The sequence below is a fragment of the Amycolatopsis sp. NPDC059027 genome, assembly GCF_042739735.1.
Classification (GTDB): Bacteria; Actinomycetota; Actinomycetes; order Mycobacteriales; family Pseudonocardiaceae; genus Amycolatopsis.
The window spans coordinates 1-16,345 of the sequence record NZ_JBHYIK010000031.1 but is presented as its reverse complement, the minus strand read 5'-3'; the positions used below and the strand labels follow the sequence as shown (position 1 = coordinate 16,345).

Annotated in this window: 14 protein-coding genes; 10 read left to right on the top strand and 4 right to left on the bottom strand. The window is 68.9% G+C overall.

Features of this window, described 5'->3' with window-relative positions:
- Nucleotides 1-251 precede the first annotated feature (251 nt).
- Complete coding sequence (locus ACFWY9_RS22020; protein ID WP_378330746.1) at nt 252-2,261, bottom strand: DUF6541 family protein; 2,010 nt, start codon at nt 2,259-2,261, stop codon at nt 252-254.
- Nucleotides 2,262-2,337: 76 nt separating this feature from the next.
- Between ACFWY9_RS22020 and glf the strand changes: the two genes are divergently transcribed.
- From glf to ACFWY9_RS21990, 6 genes are all read left to right on the top strand, one after another.
- Nucleotides 2,338-3,561, top strand: a complete 1,224-nt coding sequence (gene glf / locus ACFWY9_RS22015) for a UDP-galactopyranose mutase (RefSeq protein WP_378330745.1) — start codon at nt 2,338-2,340, stop codon at nt 3,559-3,561.
- Nucleotides 3,554-4,072, top strand: coding sequence for a phosphatase PAP2 family protein (locus tag ACFWY9_RS22010; protein ID WP_378330744.1), 519 nt, complete (start codon nt 3,554-3,556; stop codon nt 4,070-4,072). The genes glf and ACFWY9_RS22010 overlap by 8 nt, the downstream gene beginning before the upstream one ends.
- A complete protein-coding gene (locus ACFWY9_RS22005; protein WP_378330743.1) occupies nt 4,069-5,049 on the top strand; it encodes a decaprenyl-phosphate phosphoribosyltransferase in 981 nt (326 codons plus the stop codon). The genes ACFWY9_RS22010 and ACFWY9_RS22005 overlap by 4 nt, the downstream gene beginning before the upstream one ends.
- A 101-nt stretch (nt 5,050-5,150) precedes the next feature.
- The gene (locus ACFWY9_RS22000; protein WP_378330742.1) at nt 5,151-5,681 is read left to right on the top strand and encodes a hypothetical protein; all 531 of its coding nucleotides are present in this window, start codon (nt 5,151-5,153) and stop codon (nt 5,679-5,681) included.
- A 148-nt stretch (nt 5,682-5,829) separates the two neighbouring features.
- On the top strand, nt 5,830-7,335 hold the full coding sequence (locus ACFWY9_RS21995) for a hypothetical protein (RefSeq protein ID WP_378331689.1): 1,506 nt from the start codon (nt 5,830-5,832) through the stop codon (nt 7,333-7,335).
- A 68-nt stretch (nt 7,336-7,403) separates the two neighbouring features.
- Nucleotides 7,404-7,997 (top strand): hypothetical protein, encoded by a 594-nt coding sequence (locus ACFWY9_RS21990; protein WP_378331690.1) that lies wholly within the window; start codon nt 7,404-7,406, stop codon nt 7,995-7,997.
- On the opposite strand, the gene ACFWY9_RS21985 is transcribed toward ACFWY9_RS21990, so the two are convergent.
- The gene (locus ACFWY9_RS21985; protein WP_378331692.1) at nt 7,975-8,601 is read right to left on the bottom strand and encodes a VC0807 family protein; all 627 of its coding nucleotides are present in this window, start codon (nt 8,599-8,601) and stop codon (nt 7,975-7,977) included. The two genes, ACFWY9_RS21990 and ACFWY9_RS21985, sit on opposite strands and share 23 nt — an antisense overlap.
- Before the next feature lie 425 nt (nt 8,602-9,026).
- Between ACFWY9_RS21985 and ACFWY9_RS21980 the strand changes: the two genes are divergently transcribed.
- Nucleotides 9,027-10,970, top strand: a complete 1,944-nt coding sequence (locus ACFWY9_RS21980; protein WP_378331693.1) for a hypothetical protein — start codon at nt 9,027-9,029, stop codon at nt 10,968-10,970.
- Complete coding sequence (locus ACFWY9_RS21975; RefSeq protein WP_378331694.1) at nt 10,970-12,445, top strand: hypothetical protein; 1,476 nt, start codon at nt 10,970-10,972, stop codon at nt 12,443-12,445. The genes ACFWY9_RS21980 and ACFWY9_RS21975 overlap by 1 nt, the downstream gene beginning before the upstream one ends.
- Nucleotides 12,446-12,458: 13 nt before the next feature.
- Here ACFWY9_RS21975 and ACFWY9_RS21970 read toward each other — a convergent pair whose 3' ends face one another.
- Together ACFWY9_RS21970 and ACFWY9_RS21965 are read right to left on the bottom strand one after the other, a co-directional pair.
- Nucleotides 12,459-13,214 (bottom strand): decaprenylphospho-beta-D-erythro-pentofuranosid-2-ulose 2-reductase, encoded by a 756-nt coding sequence (locus ACFWY9_RS21970; protein ID WP_378331695.1) that lies wholly within the window; start codon nt 13,212-13,214, stop codon nt 12,459-12,461.
- The gene (locus ACFWY9_RS21965; protein ID WP_378331696.1) at nt 13,211-14,581 is read right to left on the bottom strand and encodes an FAD-binding protein; all 1,371 of its coding nucleotides are present in this window, start codon (nt 14,579-14,581) and stop codon (nt 13,211-13,213) included. The genes ACFWY9_RS21970 and ACFWY9_RS21965 overlap by 4 nt, the downstream gene beginning before the upstream one ends.
- Nucleotides 14,582-14,715: 134 nt before the next feature.
- On the opposite strand from ACFWY9_RS21965, the gene ACFWY9_RS21960 reads away from it, so the two are divergent.
- Nucleotides 14,716-15,183: a GtrA family protein gene (locus ACFWY9_RS21960; RefSeq protein WP_378331697.1), complete on the top strand. Its 468-nt coding sequence runs from the start codon at nt 14,716-14,718 to the stop codon at nt 15,181-15,183.
- Between the two features lie 8 nt (nt 15,184-15,191).
- Nucleotides 15,192-16,345: glycosyltransferase (locus tag ACFWY9_RS21955; protein ID WP_378339798.1), on the top strand; the 1,154-nt coding region annotated here is incomplete at its 3' end.

Genomic DNA, 16,345 nt, shown 5'->3' with positions numbered 1-16,345 from the left:
TGCCACTCAGGCGGCCGGGGGGGCCCTGTACCCCCCCCGCGGGGGGGGCTGTGCGGGGCGCGGCCCCCCGCGGGGGCGGCCGGCGCCGCCCCCCCCCCCCCCCCCCCCGCGGCGGGGCTTGCTGTTCGCAAGCCCTTCGGCCTTTGCTCCCGGTGCCCGCAGTATCTACCCGGGGGATAACCCCCGGACCCCCAGCGCGCGAGGCGTGTCGCCTTGAGTGGTGCTTCGGTTCAGACCACCGTGTTTCTTAGTCACTTCACGATCGTGTAGATCGCCGCGCCGGGATTGGCGTAGTCGCGGCGCAGGAAGTCCAGCCCGTCCAGGTTTCGCAACCCCGGCGAGGGCAGCCCGCCCACCACGATCGAGCCGCTCCCGCTCAGCACGTGATGGATGTTCAGCCGCCGCACCGCGGCCCGCACCTCGGGGTCGGTGTCGTACTCGCGGAAGTGCAGCGCCAGGTACGCGGCGTCCTTCGGCGGCACCCCGGCGTCGTAGTGCGCGGCCACCGGGTGCACCCCGGCGATCGCGTACATCCACGCCGTGCCGTCGAGCCGGTCGTTGAGCACCTTCTCGTCCGCCGGGATGTGCATCCGGCCCAGCTCGGCCATCGCCGCCAGCTCGTCGGCGCTGACCGGCGGCACGACCTCGCCGGGCAGCCCGTTGTAGTAGAGCAGGGAAACCGCTTTCGCGTTCGCGGTGTTCAAGAATCCGCCGGTCACCACCGCGAACAGCGCGACCACCAGCGCCGCGCTGACAAGGCCGAACCGGGCGGTCAGCCGCGGCCGCGCTCGCAGCCACCCACGCCGGGTGACGAGCTTGGCGAGCCAGCGCTGCAGCTGGGCCATCCCGTGCGCCGCCAGCAGGCACAGCGGGATCGCGGCCAGTGCCATCAGCCGGTACCGGTCGTTCCACCACGGCCGCGAAAGCGCGATCACCCACTCGGTGTCGCCGTAGGACGCGACCAGCACGAACAACGTGCTCAGCCCGATCGCCGAGAGCAGCAACCAGCGCATCCTGCCCAGCGCGAGGAAGCTCAGCACCCCCACCGCGAACAGGGCGGTCAGCCAGAGCTGCGGGTCGGGCAGCACCTGGTGGAACGTGGCGAGCAGTGCCAGCGACTTGAGCACCGGCAGATGCGAACCCCACGGGTGATACGGGTACGAACTCGACGTGAAGCCGATCGCTCCGAAGATCATCGGCGACGCCAGCACGCCCGCCACCACCATCACCGGCAGCATCCGCAGCAGGTCCCCGCCGACGACGCGGCCGAGCCCCTTGCCCTCGGCGACGCCGTCGGCGCGGCGGCTCCGCAGCACGCGGTACCAGCGCTGCACGACCAGCGGGAAGGCGAACAGGATCGCGCCGAACAACGCGCTGGAGTGCGCGGCGAGCAGCCCGACCGCGCTCAGCGCCAGCACCGCGCCGCTCCCGACGTCGGGATGCACGAGGTACCGCTGAAGCGCGACCACCGCGAGCGGCGTCAGCACGATGCCCAGCGCGAACGGCAGCAGCCCGCTCGACACCTGCTCGTAGGCACCGGTCGTCGCGGTCCCGGCGACCAGCGCGGCGCAGCCCGCGAGCACCGCCCGCCCGCCGAGCTGGCGGACCAGCGCGACCAGCGCCAGCGCGAAGAGCCCAGCGGTCGGCATCGTGATCGCGTTCAGCGTGACCGGGATCGTCGTGCCGGAAAGCTGGTAGACCAGTGCGCCGACCAGGTGATAGCCGTTCGGATAGAAGTTCCCGTCCGGGTACCAGTTGAGCTTGCTCATCCCGGTGAGCGAGCCGTCGCCGGTGTCGGCGATGTAGCGGATGCCGTTCGCGTGGTAGACGGTGTCCCAGCGCTGGAACACCGCGGTCGTCCCGCCCTTGGCCGAAAGCACCGCGATGATCGACAGGCCGAGGGCCAGCACGACGCAGGCCGCGACGGCGACGTGCGCGCGGCGTGTCCAGGTCACCCCCGGTTCGGCCGCGCCGGGGGAGGACCAGCCTCTGGCCAGCGCGAGCCTGCGCAGCCCGTACACGACGCCCGCGATCAGCAGCGTGCAGCCGGCGACGCTGAGGGTGTTGTACGGGAGATGAATTTTCGCCAGCCACGGGCCGGCGAGTCCGGTGACGGTGTAGCTGAGCAGCGGCGCGAGCCCGGCCAGGGCCCAGCCGCGCAGGCCCGCCGCCAGCCCGATGAGGCCGCCCGGCACCGCCAGCACGCCGACATAGGTGGCGAGCGCGCCGAAATAGCTCCAGAAGTCGTCGGGTGTGGGCACTGCTTCCCTGTTGGATCGAGGTGAAATACGACGGTCGGTGCGGGTCGCGGTGAGCGACTGCGTACCCTGGGCGCCCGTGAGCGCGCACACGAACCCCGCCAACAGTACTGAACGCGATTTCGCAGGTTACGACCTCGTCGTCGTCGGCTCCGGTTTCTTCGGGCTGACCGTCGCCGAGCGGGCCGCGACGGAGCTCGGCAAGAAGGTCCTCGTGCTCGACCGGCGGAGCCACATCGGTGGCAACGCCTACTCCGAGCCCGACCCGGAGACCGGCATCGAGGTGCACAAGTACGGGGCGCACCTGTTCCACACGTCGAACAAGCGGGTCTGGGAGTACGTCAACCGCTTCACCGAGTTCACGAACTACCAGCACCGGGTGTTCGCGCGGGTCAAGGACCAGGTCTACTCGTTCCCGATGAACCTGGGCCTGATCAACCAGTTCTTCGGCAAGTCGCACACCCCGGACGAGGCTCGCGAGCTCATCGCCAAGCAGGCGTCCGAGTTCGAGACCGAGAACGCGCAGAACCTCGAGGAAAAGGCCATCTCGCTGATCGGCCGCCCCCTCTACGAGGCGTTCATCCGCGGGTACACCGCGAAGCAGTGGGAGAACGACCCCAAGAACCTGGGCGCCAACATCATCACGCGCCTGCCGGTCCGCTACACGTTCGACAACCGGTACTTCAACGACACCTACGAGGGCCTGCCCGTCAACGGGTACACCGCGTGGCTCGAGAAGATGGCCGAGCACGAGAACATCGAGATCCGGCTGAACGTCGACTACTTCGACGTGCGCGAGCAGATCCCGGCGGGCACCCCGACCGTCTACACCGGGCCGCTGGACCGCTACTTCGGCTACTCGGCGGGCCGGTTCACCTGGCGCACCGTCGACTTCGAGTCCGAGGTCGCGGAGACCGGTGACTTCCAGGGCACCTCGGTCGTCAACTACAACGACCAGGAAGTGCCCTACACCCGCATCATCGAGTTCCGTCACTTCCACCCGGAGCGGGACTACCCGAAGGACAAGACGGTCATCTTCCGCGAGTTCTCCCGCTTCGCGGGCGAGAACGACGAGCCGTACTACCCGATCAACACCCCGGAGAACCGCGAGAAGCTCGAGGCCTACCGCGAGCTGGCCAAGGTCGAGGCACGCGAGAAGAACATCCTCTTCGGCGGGCGGCTGGGTACCTACAAGTACCTCGACATGCACATGGCGATCGGGTCGGCGCTGTCGATGTTCGACAACAAGATCGCGCCACACCTGACCGATGGCGCGCCTCTCGACGGGTCCATCGATGCTTGAGAAGGGCACGCCGACAGGCGAGGTCGCGGTCCTGGCCAAGGCCCAGGGCTTTCTGAAGAGTGAAGCTTCGGTGAAAGCCGCGCGCGGCATGTCGCACTTCGGCGAGCACGCGATCGGCTGGTTCGGTCTTGGCCTGCTAGGCGCTGTCGTCGACAAGAAGCGACGCAAGGACTGGCTGATCGCGGCGGGCGGCGTGGTGGGTGCGCACGCCGCCTCGATCGCGGTGAAACGCGTGGTCAGGCGGCCGCGACCGGACGACCCGAGCGTCGAGGTTCTGGTCGGGACGCCGAGCAAGCTGAGCTTCCCGTCTTCGCACGCGACGTCCACTACGGCGGCGGCGGTGCTCTACTCCGGATTGACCGGGCGTAACCTGGTGCCCGCCTTGGTACCGCCGATGCTGGCCTCCCGGCTCGTGCTCGGCGTCCATTACCCGACCGACGTACTGGCCGGAGCGGCTCTAGGGGGCCTGGTCGGTGGTCTAATCCGACGAAAGCTGAAGAAGCGAATATGAGCGAAACGACCGAGCGATTAGAAGACAGCGGTGACGTGCCCGCCGCCGAGACCTCCACCCCGGAGGCCCCGGCGGCACCCGTCACGGCGGCCAAGGGGCCACTGGGCCTGGTCGGCGGGATCGTCAAGACGGCCCGGCCGAAGCAGTGGGTGAAGAACGTCCTCGTCTTCGCGGCGCCGTTCTTCGCCTTCTCCAAGTCGACCGACCGGGCGGGGCTGCTCTTCGCCGCCGCGATCGCCTTCGTGGCGTTCTCGCTGGTGGCGTCCTCGGTCTACCTCATCAACGACGCGATCGACGTCGAGGCCGACCGGGCGCACCCGACCAAACGCAACCGGCCCATCGCGGCGGGCATCGTGCCCGTCCCGGTGGCCTACGCGTCGGCCGCGGTGTTCTTCCTGGCCGGTCTCGGCGTCTCGTTCGCGGCGAGCTGGCAGCTGGCCGTGGTGCTCGCGGTGTACGAGGCCGTGCAGCTCGGCTACTGCTTCGGCCTCAAGCACCAGCCGGTGGTCGACCTCGCCATCGTCGGCTCGGGCTTCCTGATGCGCTCGATCGCCGGTGGTGTCGCGGCCGCGGTCCCGATGTCGCAGTGGTTCCTGCTGGTCACCGCGTTCGGCTCGCTGTTCATGGTCGCGGGCAAGCGGTACGCGGAGGTCATGCTCTTCGAGCGCACCGGCGCGAAGATCCGCGCCTCGCTGAAGAAGTACTCGGCGAGCTACCTGCGGTTCGTCTGGGCGACGTCTGCGGCGATCCTGATCATGTCCTACTGCCTGTGGGCGTTCGAGATCCGCCAGCACGAGCACAACTCGGTGTGGGCGGTCGTCTCGATGGTGCCGTTCGTGGTCGCGGTGCTGCGTTACGCGGTCGACGTCGACAGCGGGAACGGGGGCGAGCCCGAGGAGATCGTGCTGCGTGACCGCGTGCTCCAGGTCCTCGGCGGCGTCTTGGTCATCACCCTGTTCCTGTCGTTCTACCTGTAGCCAATCAACAGCTCCTGTACAGCGTTCACACAGGAACCGGGCTCATGCTCGGGGACGGGCCGGGTGAAATGCCCGGTCCGGTGAACCTCAAGGAGCATGAAATGACCCACCCCGCCGACCCGTCGCGAGACCCCGCGGCGGGTGCCGTGCCGCCAGCGGGTGCCGGAGAACCCACCGTCGAACAGCCCGCGGCAACTGCCGAGGGCACGCCGCCGGGATCCTCGGCGGCCCCGCAACCCACGGTCGAACAGCCGGCCGCTGACCAGACCGCCGAACACGCCGAGCAGGCCCCGCCCAGCGCGACGCCGCCCCCGCCTGCCGCCGGTGCGACACCTCCGCCGCCGCCAGGCGCGTGGGGTGCCCCGGCCGCGGCAGCGCAGCCCCGGCAGCCCGGTGGCTTCCGCCGCTTCGTCGCGCACCGCGCGACCCAGCTCGTCGCGGTCGGGGTGCTCGGGCTCGTGGTCGGCGGCGGGGTCGTCGGCATCGTCGCCGCGGCCACCCATCACGACGGCAAGCGCCCCGGTATCGCGCGCATGCACCAGCACCGTGACGGCGGCCCGCGCGGTCACGGCAACTTCGGACCCGGCCAGAACGGCCGCGGCGGCTCCGAGGCCCCCGGCCAGGGCGGTTGACTTCCTCGGCAGGGGATCAGCTCGAAGTGCCGTTAAGGCCACCTTACGGGCGTCAGACGCCCGTAAGGTGGCCTTAACGGCATGTGGTGAGGTCGGCACGGGCGGCAGGTCACGAGAAGATTACGATCATTGTGTACGGTGTCCCGTGATGGACACCACCGCTGCCGCCGCGCCGCCGAGGTTCCTCCTGCCGACGTCCGTCGCGGCGAGAGCGCGGTCCTGGCTGCTGCCCGCCGGGGCGGCGGCGGTGTCCGCGGTGGTGTTCTCACTGGTCAGCGGCCATCTCATCGACGACAGCTACATCACGCTGTCGTATGCGAAGAACCTCGCCTTCCACGGCCACTGGGGCCTGGTCGAGCAGGGCACCGCCAACACCGCGACGTCGCCGCTGAACGTGCTCGTCCTCGCGGCGGTGACGTTCCTGGTGCGTGACGCGGTCCTGGCCGCCGGGATCGTCTTCGTGGTGAGCCAGGTCCTGCTGGTGCTCGGGCTGCGGCGGGTCGCGGCCCGCACCGGCATCACCTCCGCGTTCGCGCCGCTCACGTTCGCGATGCTGCTGGTGAACCCGCTGCTGCTGTCCTCGATCGGGCTCGAGGTCACGCTCGGCGCCGCCGGGGTGGTCTGGCTGACGACGTTCGCCGTCGAACGCCGTCCCGTCGCGCTCGGGCTCACCGCGGGACTGCTGGTGCTCGTCCGGATCGATCTGCTGCTCGTCGCGCTCGTCGTCTTCCTTGCCCGGCGCCGGTTCTGGGCCGGGGTCTGGCGCACCGTGCTCACCCTGCTCGCGGTCACCGTGCCGTGGTTCACGTTCAGCTGGCTCGTCCTCGGCTCCGCGGTGCCGGACACGCTGGTCATCAAGATCGCCCAGCCGCCGTGGGGCGCGTTCAGCTTCGCCAACGGCCCGCTGCTCTACCTGCGCAGTTTTCCCGCAGCCGCAACACTTTCCTTCCTGCCGTTGCTGTTCGGCGGCGTCGCTGGTCTACTGTGGACGGTCCAGCTGCGTGCGGGTTCGGCGCGGGCGCGCAAGCTGGCGCCCTTCGCCGCGCTCGCCGTCGCCGGCGCGGTGCACTACCTCGTCTATTCCTGGCTCGGCGTGCCGCCCTATCACTGGTACTACGCGTCGAGCATCGTCGGCGCGACGGTCTTCCTCGCCGCCTGCGTTTGCGAAGTGCCCCAATACGCTCGAGCCTGGACGGCCGTCGCCGCCGGCGCGATCGTGCTCGCCGGCGTGGCCGCGTACGCGTTGCCAGGCCTGCCACGCCGGTTCGCGCCGATCACCAGCAACCACGCGGCGTCGGCGGAATACCGGAAGATCGGGGAACAGCTCGGCGCGCTGGCCAAGGGAAGAAAAGTGGAAAGTGCGGGGGAGGCGGGCGCGTTGACGTACGCCTGTGACTGCGAGTTGCTGGACCAGTATTCCGACCGCGGCGCCGTCGACCCGGCGATCGCGGCGACGAAGAATCGCAGCGGTGATCTGGCGCGGGCGTTGCTGGAAGCCAACTTCCACAACTTCGACCACAGCGTCGCCCCCACGACACCCGATCTCGTGCTCGCCACGACCCGCCGCGCGCCGCCATCCACCGCACTGGCGAGCTGGACCATCGATTCGCCGTGGGCGGGGACCCAGCGGCTTTATCTGGCCCCGGCGCGCTGAGCGGTGCTGCCGGTATCCTTGAAGGGGGTGTGTCGGACACTCCCGTAATTGACCCAGGGGGTGGGCCAATGGGAGCCGTCCGGAGGTATCTGAGCAACGAGCGGCGCGCGTTCGCCAGCATCTGGCTGCTGCTCCGGCGCCGCAAGGACGTTCCGTCCGACGGTGTCGCGCTGGCGTATTCGGGGCCACGCACGCCGATGCTCATCGTGTTCGCCGCGGTTTCGTTCGCCGAGACCGGCTTGATCTGGCTGATCGACCTCGGGCTCGTGATCGACCTCGTCCTGCTGGTGCTCGGCCTCTACTCGGCGTTGTTCGTGTTCGGCATCTTCGCCGCGTCGGTCACCCGTCCCCATGTCGTCTCGCCACGTGAGGTGTGGATCCGCGCGGGTGTCTTCTACGACGTCCGCGTGCCGCTCACGGACGTGCTGAGCCTGCGGCGGCACAAGCAGACCCATCCGCCCACCGTACGGACGTTCACCGGCGACGAGCTGATCATGCACGAGGACTACGACACCAATCTCGTCCTCGAACTCCGCGAGCCGATCACCGTGACCCGCCCCTTGGGTGGCACCGAGTCGGTACGCGTGATCCGTTGCTACGCCGAGGAGCCCGATATCGCCGTAAGCGCCTTCGACGGCTTCACGCCGCGACAGGCTGCCTGAGCCCGAGGTCGGCCGAGGCAAGCTGACGCCGGGTGAGCTTGAGGCCCCCGACGATCGCGGCGACGGTGACGAGCGCGTCCAGGAACGGCACGGAGTCCACCGGCAGGGTGTAGGCCATCGCCACTACGACGCCGCCCAGCGCGAGGTTCCCGACGCCCCACCACAGCGTGGTGACGCGCCACAGCTGCCGGACTGCGGCGTCGTCGGCCCAGCGACGCTCCATCGGCGCCGTGCGGCCGGGCGCCATCGTCCGCGCCGCGTGGTAGATGAACGGCCTGCTCCCCACCGCGAGGCTGACGAGCATCCAGCCGCCGACCAGCAGTCCGAACCAGGCGTTGCGGATCAGCAGCAGCCGGGGATCGCCGGAGATCAGCGACACCGCCACGTTGACCACCAGCATCGCGAGCACGAACGAGCCCAGCGGGTCGATCCGGCGCTCCCGCAGCGCCACCCAGCCGACGCGCAGTGCCGGCGGCAGCCCGCCGAGCAGCAGCGCCCAGAGCGCGTCGACGTCGAACGCGCGGAGCACGTAGAACACCGCCATCGGGATGACGAGATCGCGCGCCAGTACCAGGAATCGGGAGTTGTTCACCGGGTTAGTCATGCTCACAGGGTGTCGTGGGCAGGGTGGCCGGCACATCGATACGCGGGTTGGTCGCCGCGCCGCCCGGATGGATCCCGGCGTCAACCCGTGGGTTGAGACCGTCCGGGGCAAGCGGCGCGGATCACGAGCCGACGGGCAGTTGCATAACTTGCTCAGCTGTACGAAATTCCTCCGGCCGCGGTTGGTGTGTGTCCGTGGAGCGCGATTCGTGGCGCCGGGCCGTGAATCGGTGCCGCTATTCGCGGACGATCATCGATAATTCGGCAACAATCCGCGCGAGCCGGGCTTTCGAAGATCGACCGCTGTTGATCTTTTCGCGCATGCGTATGGGTGATGATCCGCTTCGCCGGATTGAGGGCGCATTTCGAGCTGTGTACGCTGCTCAGTGCGGGTGCGGCGTTGACTTTCGAGGCTGCGGGGGAATCATGACCCATGACGGGTTCCGGCTTTCCGGCGTTCGTGAAATCACCGAAACCCTGGTCGATGAACTGATCCGGCGGCCGGGTGGCACGCATCGCCGGCTCCCGGTCGTGCTGGTTCTGGGGGCTCGCGGAACGGGAAAAACCGCATTGCTCGAAGTGATCGAAACGCGCTGCGCGAACCACCTCCCGCACGCATTGGTCGATCTCGAGGAAATGCCGTCCGCGCGGCCGAGGGAAATCCTCGCCGAGCTCGCCTTCGGGCTGAGCCGGAAGTGTCCGCAGTTCGGCAGGGTCCCTTTTCCCCGGCTGTGGTTGTGCGCGCTGGTCACGGCCAGCGACCTGAGCACGCCGGATCGCCGGAGGGCGCTGGACGACCTGGCGAAGCTGCTGAAGCGGGACAGGCTGGTGGAAAAGCACCGTGGCGAGCTGCTCGACGTCGCGCAGCTCGCCGGACAGGCTGGCGGCCTGCCGGGATGGGCGCCCGCCGCCACCGATCTGCTGCTCACCGGTCTCAACTGGCTGAGCCACAAGCGGACCCTCGGCCTGATCCGGCGGATGTCCGGCCCGCAGGGCGACCCCCGCGACATGCTGGTGGACCTGCGCAAGGACGCCGCCAAGAACAAGGCGGTCGACGAGATGTTCTTCGACGCCTTCCTCGCCGACCTGCGGCAGGCCTACACCGGCACGATCCACCGGCTCCGCCGCACGGCGAACTGCGTGGTACTGCTGGACAACGCGCACACCCGGGCGGCGAGGGGCTTTCTCACGGCGATGGTCGAGGCGCGGCGCCGGGGTGGCAGCGGCGACCCGGTGGTGCTGCTCGCGACGAGCAGGTCGTGGAACCCCGAGTGGAGCGCCGAGTGGCGGCGGCCCGGTACCGCCGCGGAAGGCACGCGGGCGTTGCCGCTGCCGCGGACAGCCGCCGAGGTCGGCCGGGACTGCCGGGCCGGGCCTGCGCTCGGGCCGGGCCCCTGGTATCTGATCTCGGTCGCGAATCTGGACCCCGGCGGCAGCAGGGAGGTCGTCGGCGCCGCGAGGCCGATCGGCTCGTTCGACGTGTCCTCGTTCGTGTACCGGCTGACCGGCGGCCATCCGTGGGCTGTGCGCCGGGTGCTGGACGTGCTCTCCCGGCAGGACGAGCCGACCCGGCCGCACCGGCTGCGCCTGCTGTTGTCCCTGCGGCCGGATCCGGAACAGGACGTCACGCTCGCCGAGGAAGCGGTGGATTACCTGCTGCAGGACCTCGACAGCACGAACCAGCTCGAGGACCTGACCACGTTGAGCGCGGGCCGGGACCTGGAGTTCGTGGCCGACGCCGAGATCCTGCGGTCCCGGCAGCCGGACGGCGGCAGCGCCCTCTACCGGGTGCTCGTCAACCACCTGCTGGTGACGAGCCAGACGCACGGGAACCGGGCGAGTCTCGTGCTGGACCGGTGGCTGCGCCGGGTGCTGCTGCACCGGCTCGCGGCCCGGCCCGAGGACAGCCCGATCGGGTGGAACGCGGTGCACACGCGCTGCCGGGACTACTACGCGCACCGCGGCCGCGCGACCGACGCCGTCTACCACGAACTCGCCCTCGGCAACGTGAACGCGGCCGTCACCCACCTCGCCGGGCCGTTCAAATCACTGGACGTCCCGTTCGACCAGGACGTCGCCGAGCGGTGGCTGGCCGATCTCGACCTCATCACCGCGGCGCCCAACCGGCTCGCCACCGACGTCGATCCGCTGGCGCAGGTCGAGGAGCTGATCGGCGAGGCGGGCACGGTGGGCCCGTTCGGCCTGGCGCTGCCGCGGCTGATCGGCTCGCTGTGGCTGGCGGGCGACGCGCTCGGGGATCCGGCGAACGCGCTCCAGGGCCGCATCGCCGGCAGTTACAGCCAGCTCGCGGGACACCGCGGCCAGGGTTCGATACTGCTGCACGACAGGGCGGAGAGGTACCAGGCCTGATGAGCGAGGTACGGATTCCCAATCCCTTCAGGCGGATCGTGAAGGTCGTGCTGGCCGTCGTGCTCGTGGCCGTGGCGACGACCGCGGGTATCGTGGGGTGGGACCACCTGCAACGATGCGACGATGAGGACAGCGTCCGTTCGGTGGGAGGCGAATGCGTCGGCGTCACCGCGGGCGGCAGCGACTTCGATCAGCCCGCCCTCGGCGAGATCATCGGCAAGATCAGGCAGGCCAACGAAAAGGCACAGCAGGCCACGAAGTACGTCAGCGTGGCGGTGTTCCTGCCGATGACGCCGCAGCGGAACAGTCTGGCACCGCTCAGCTGGGTGATCCATCAGCTGCAGGGCGCCTATCTCGCCCAGGCCGCGTTCAACGACCGCAGCGCCCTCCCCAAGGTCAGGCTGCTGCTCGCCAATCCCGGCGACCGGATGGACGCGTGGGAGCGGGTGACGGACGAACTGGCCGACCGGCGGGCGGAGCCGGACAATCTGGTCGCGGTGACCGGGATCGGGCTCAGCCTCGGCTACGCGGACAACGCGATGCGGAAGCTGTCCGGGCTCGGCATCCCGATGGTCGGTTCCACCATCTCCGCCGACGACCTCGACAGCATTCCCGGTTTGCTCCGCCCGGCACCCACCAACGTGCGGCAGGCACAGGCCGCGGCCACCTACGCCAAGGACGAGCTGCGCGCCACGACCGCGATGCTGGTGGTCGACACCAACAAGAACGATGCGTACTCCCGGACGCTTGCCGCCGCCTTCCGGGCGCGGTTCACCGACGCCACCCACCGGGTGCTGGAGGTGGAGCAACAGTACGACTCCAGCCTCGAGGGCGTCGACAACACCTTCGCGCTGATGCAGCCGAATCTGTGCGCGGCGAAGGCGGAGTTCGTCTACTTCGCCGGCCGGGGCCGGGATCTCCTCCAGCTGATCAACCGGCTCGCCGGGCGGCTGTGCCAGGAGCGGACCATCACGGTACTGGCCGGTGACGACCTGGCGTCGGGTTCGGTCACCCCGAACAGTGTTCGCGCGGGGCTGGACGCGAACGTGCGGGTCATCTACACCGAGCTGGCACATCCCGGGGCCTGGGCGGTGGACCGGGAACGGCCCGCGGCCCAGCGGCAGTTCTCCGACACCACGATCAACCGTTTCCTCAAGCAGGCGCCCGACTCCCAGGGCTGCTTCCAGTGCCTGTTCGGCAGCGAATCACTCGAGGACGGCGCCGCGATCATGTCCCACGACGCGGTGCTCACCGCGACGACGGCGATCCAGCTGACCGCGAGCCAGGACGGCGACCACGTCACGACGCAACGGCTGCTGCAGACCTTCAAGGTGCTCAACGGGGAGACCGCGGTCGCGGGCTCCAGCGGCAAGCTGTCCTACGACAACAAGGGCACCGTGCAGGGCAAGGTGGTGCCCCTGCTGCGGCTCAACGCCGACGGCTCGTCGACCTTCCTGCACCTCGAGACGGGGTGAGTCCCGCGACGGCTCAGATGGGCAGCTTGCGGAAGATCGGGCGGGGCACGTGCCGCAGCGCCGACATCACCAGGCGGAACTGCGCCGGTGCCCACACCAGGTCCTTGCCCTTGCGGGCGGCGTCGACGGCGATTTCGGCGACCTGCTCGGCGGTCTGCGCCAGCGGGGCGTCCTTCAGGCCCGCGGTCATCTTGGTCTTCACGTGGCCCGGCCGGACGACGGTCACCTTGACGCCGTGCGGCGCGAGCGCCTCGCCGAGACCTAGGTAGAAGCCGTCGAACCCGGCCTTGGTCGAGCCGTAGACGAAGTTCGACCGCCGGACGCGCTCACCGGCCACCGAGGACAGCGCGATCACCGTGCCGTGCCCCTGGACCTTGAGCTTCTCCGACAGCGCGACGCCGACCGACACCGCGGCGGTGTAGTTCACCGTTGCCGCCTCGACGGCCTTCGCGTGGTCCTGCCACAGCTGTTCGGGGTCGCCGAGCAGACCGAACGCCACGACCGCGACGTCGATGTCGCCGCCCTCGAACGCCTTGTCCAGCACGGCGGGGTGCGAGGCGGTGTCCGTCGCGTCGAAGTCCACAGTGGACACTTCGGCGCCCTTGTCCTTCAGGTGCTGCGCCGCCGCTTCCAGCCGGGGCGAGGGCCGTGCCGCCAGCACGACGCGCAGCGGCTTCTCGGCGAGGTACTTCTCGGCGATCGCCAGCGCGATGTCGGAGGTGCCGCCGAGCAGCAGCAGGGACTGGGGATTGCCAACCGCGTCGATCACAGTTCGAGCCTCCGGCTCATGTCAGAGGCGAAAACGCCCTCGGGGTCGATGGATGCACGGACCTTGCGCCACTCTTCGAGCCGCGGGTACATCTTCGCGAACGTCTCCGGCGAAGTCCGCGAGTCCTTCGCCGTGTACAACCGGCCACCGGCGGCCAGCACCATCTCGTCCAGCTCGTTGCACAGCGTGCCCAGCCCGGACTTGATCGGGAAGTCGAGGCAGACCATCCAGCCGGTGTCGGGGAACGACAGCGGCGCCCGGTTGCCCTTGCCCATCTGCTTGAAGACGTTGAGCGCCGAGTAGTGCCCGGAGTGCGCGACCTTCTCCACGATCCGGCGGAGGCTCTCGTTCGCGCCGATCGGGGTGCTGAACTGGTACTGGAGGAACCCCTTGCTGCCGTAGCCGCGGTTCCACTCCCCGACCAGGTCGAGCATGTGGTAGAAGGCGGTGATGTTCTGGATCGCGCCCCGGCCGTGCTTCGGGGTCGACCGGTAGTAGAACTCGCCGATCGCGCTCAGCGAGAACTTGTTCATCAGGCCGTTCGGGAACACGTCCGGCACTGTGAGCAACTGCGGCGCGGAGAACTTCAGCGGCTCGGCCCGCAGCTTCGGCGGCAGGTCGTCGAGCTTGGCGAGCGAGCCGCGAGCGAAGGCGCCCCGGCCGAGCTTGCGGCCCTTGTTGATCGTGTCGAACCAGACCGACGAGTAGGTGTAGTTGTCGTCGGAGCCGTCGCTGATGAGGGCGAGGGTGCCGTCGAGGTCGTCGGTGCGGTCGTTGTCGACGATGAAGTACGCGGACTCGGTCTTGGTCATCCGGATCTTGGCGCGCACGATGATGCCGGTCAGCCCGATCCCGGCCACGGTCGCCCAGAACAGCTCCGACTCGGGGCCCTCCGGCGTCAGCGTCCGGATCTTGCCGTCCGCGGTGACCAGGTCCATCGACACGACGTGGTTGCCGAAGCTGCCCGCGCTGTGGTGGTTCTTGCCGTGGATGTCGTTGGCGATCGCGCCGCCGATGGTGACCTGGCGCGTGCCGGGCAGCACCGGGACCCACAGGCCGAACGGCAGCGCCTCGCGCATCAGCGTGTCCAGGCTGACGCCCGCGTCGAGGTCCACGATCGCCGAGTCCGGGTCGATCGAGTGGATCCGGTTCAGCGCGGTCATGTCGACGACGAGGCCGCCCGCGTTCTGCGCCGGGTCGCCGTAGGAGCGGCCGAGCCCGCGCGCGATGACCCCGCGCTCGCCCGCTCTCGTCACGGCGCGCGCGATGACCTCCACGTCGGGGGTGCTCAGCACGTCGGCGATGGTCGGTGACGTCCTCGCCCAGCCGGTGAGCGTCTTGCGCTGTGTCTCGGGTGCTTGGGTCACCCGACCAGGGTAGCCACGCCGAACACCGCCCGGAACGTGACCCTGAAGTGCCCGCTTCTACACTTTGCGCATCAAGGCACAAGCGCCCAGGTGGTTGAAAGCGACCGCGAATCGAAGCCGATGAGGTAACAGCAGTGGTGGCGACTGATCCGCAAGCCGATGCGACGGCAGTGACGCCGTCGAGTCCCGGGCTGCTCGGGCAGCTCATCCGCTTCGCCCTGATCGGGGGGTTCTGCGCCCTCGTCGACCTGGGCACCTACTCGCTGCTGCGTGCGGTCGGGATGGATGCGACACCGTGGGTGGACATCGCCCGCGCGATCAGCTTCATCGTCGGCACGACCACGGCGTTCTTCCTGAACCGGCGGTTCACCTTCGCCGGGGGCAGGCGGGGCGGTGGCGCGCAGATCGGCGGGTTCGTGCTGCTCTACGCTGTGACGTTCTTCGTCGCGGTCGGGATGAACCGGTGGATGTTGCACCTGCTGCCCGAGTCGACGTGGAAAGCCACACTCGGTTGGGTGATCTCGCAGGCAACCGCCACGGTGATCAATTTCGTCATGCTCAAGTGGGTCGTTTTCCGTGAACACCCGGTAAAGGAGAACTGAGGATTCTTATGCCCGGTAAAGCAGTAGCCACCGGACAGGCCCCGAGCGTCGACGTGAAGGTGGCTGGGGAGACCACGTTCACCGAGCACACTCCCCAGGGCAGGTTGACCGCGCAGCGTGGTCTGTATGCGGGTCCGGCTCCGATTGTGAGCAAGGATTTGTATGCGGAGCTGGAGTGGGGCTCGGCGGTGCGGGATCGTGGTGGGGTGACGGTGGAGCCGTCGTCGCGAGTGTCGGGGAACACGTATTTCGGGCGGTTCCCGGCCAGTTACTGGCAGCGGTGGACGACGGTGACCGAGGTGTCGGTCGAGGCGGTTGTGTCCGGGGACGGTCAGCTGTCGATGGGTGCCTCGGATGTCGAGGGTGAGCCGCGGGTGATCACCGCTGAGCAGGTCGCGGGCGCCGAGCAGCAGTTGGTGACGTTGACGGCGAAGCTGGACAAGTTCTACGACGGTGGCGCGTTGTGGCTGGATATAGAGACCGAGGGCGGGCAGACGCTGCGGGTGGAGCGGGTCCGCTGGACGGTGGAGGCGCCGGAGAAGATCCGGCCGACCGCGGTGACGATCTGCACGATGAACCGTGCGGATGACTGTCTGAAGAACCTGCGGGCGCTGGCGGCGGATGTGTCGTCGCTGGACACGCTGGATGCGATCTATGTGGCTGATCAGGGCACGGATCTGGTGGAGTCCCGCGACGGGTTCGCGCAGGTCGCGAAGGATCTGGGGGAGAAGCTGCATTACATCAAGCAGCCGAACCTGGGTGGTGCCGGGGGGTTCACGCGGGGCTTGTATGAGGTGGCCGGGCATACGGTGACTGAGCACGCGAATGTGTTGTTCATGGATGACGACGTGTTGCTGGAGCCGGATCTGGTGATCCGGATGACGGCGTTTTCGAACCGGCAGGCGAATCCGATCATCGTGGGTGGGCAGATGCTGAATCTGCTGCACCCGAATCAGCTGCATGTGGGTGCGGAGTACGCGAACCTCAACAGTTTGGAGCCGGGGAAGCCGGTGGAGCATTCGCTGGAGACGGCGGATCTTTTGGGGATCGATGAGGAGACGTTGAAGCCGAACCGGCAGGATCGGCGGCTGGACGCGGGTTACAACGGCTGGTGGTCGTGTCTGATCCCGTATGAGGTGGTGAAGGCGGTCGGGTATCCGAT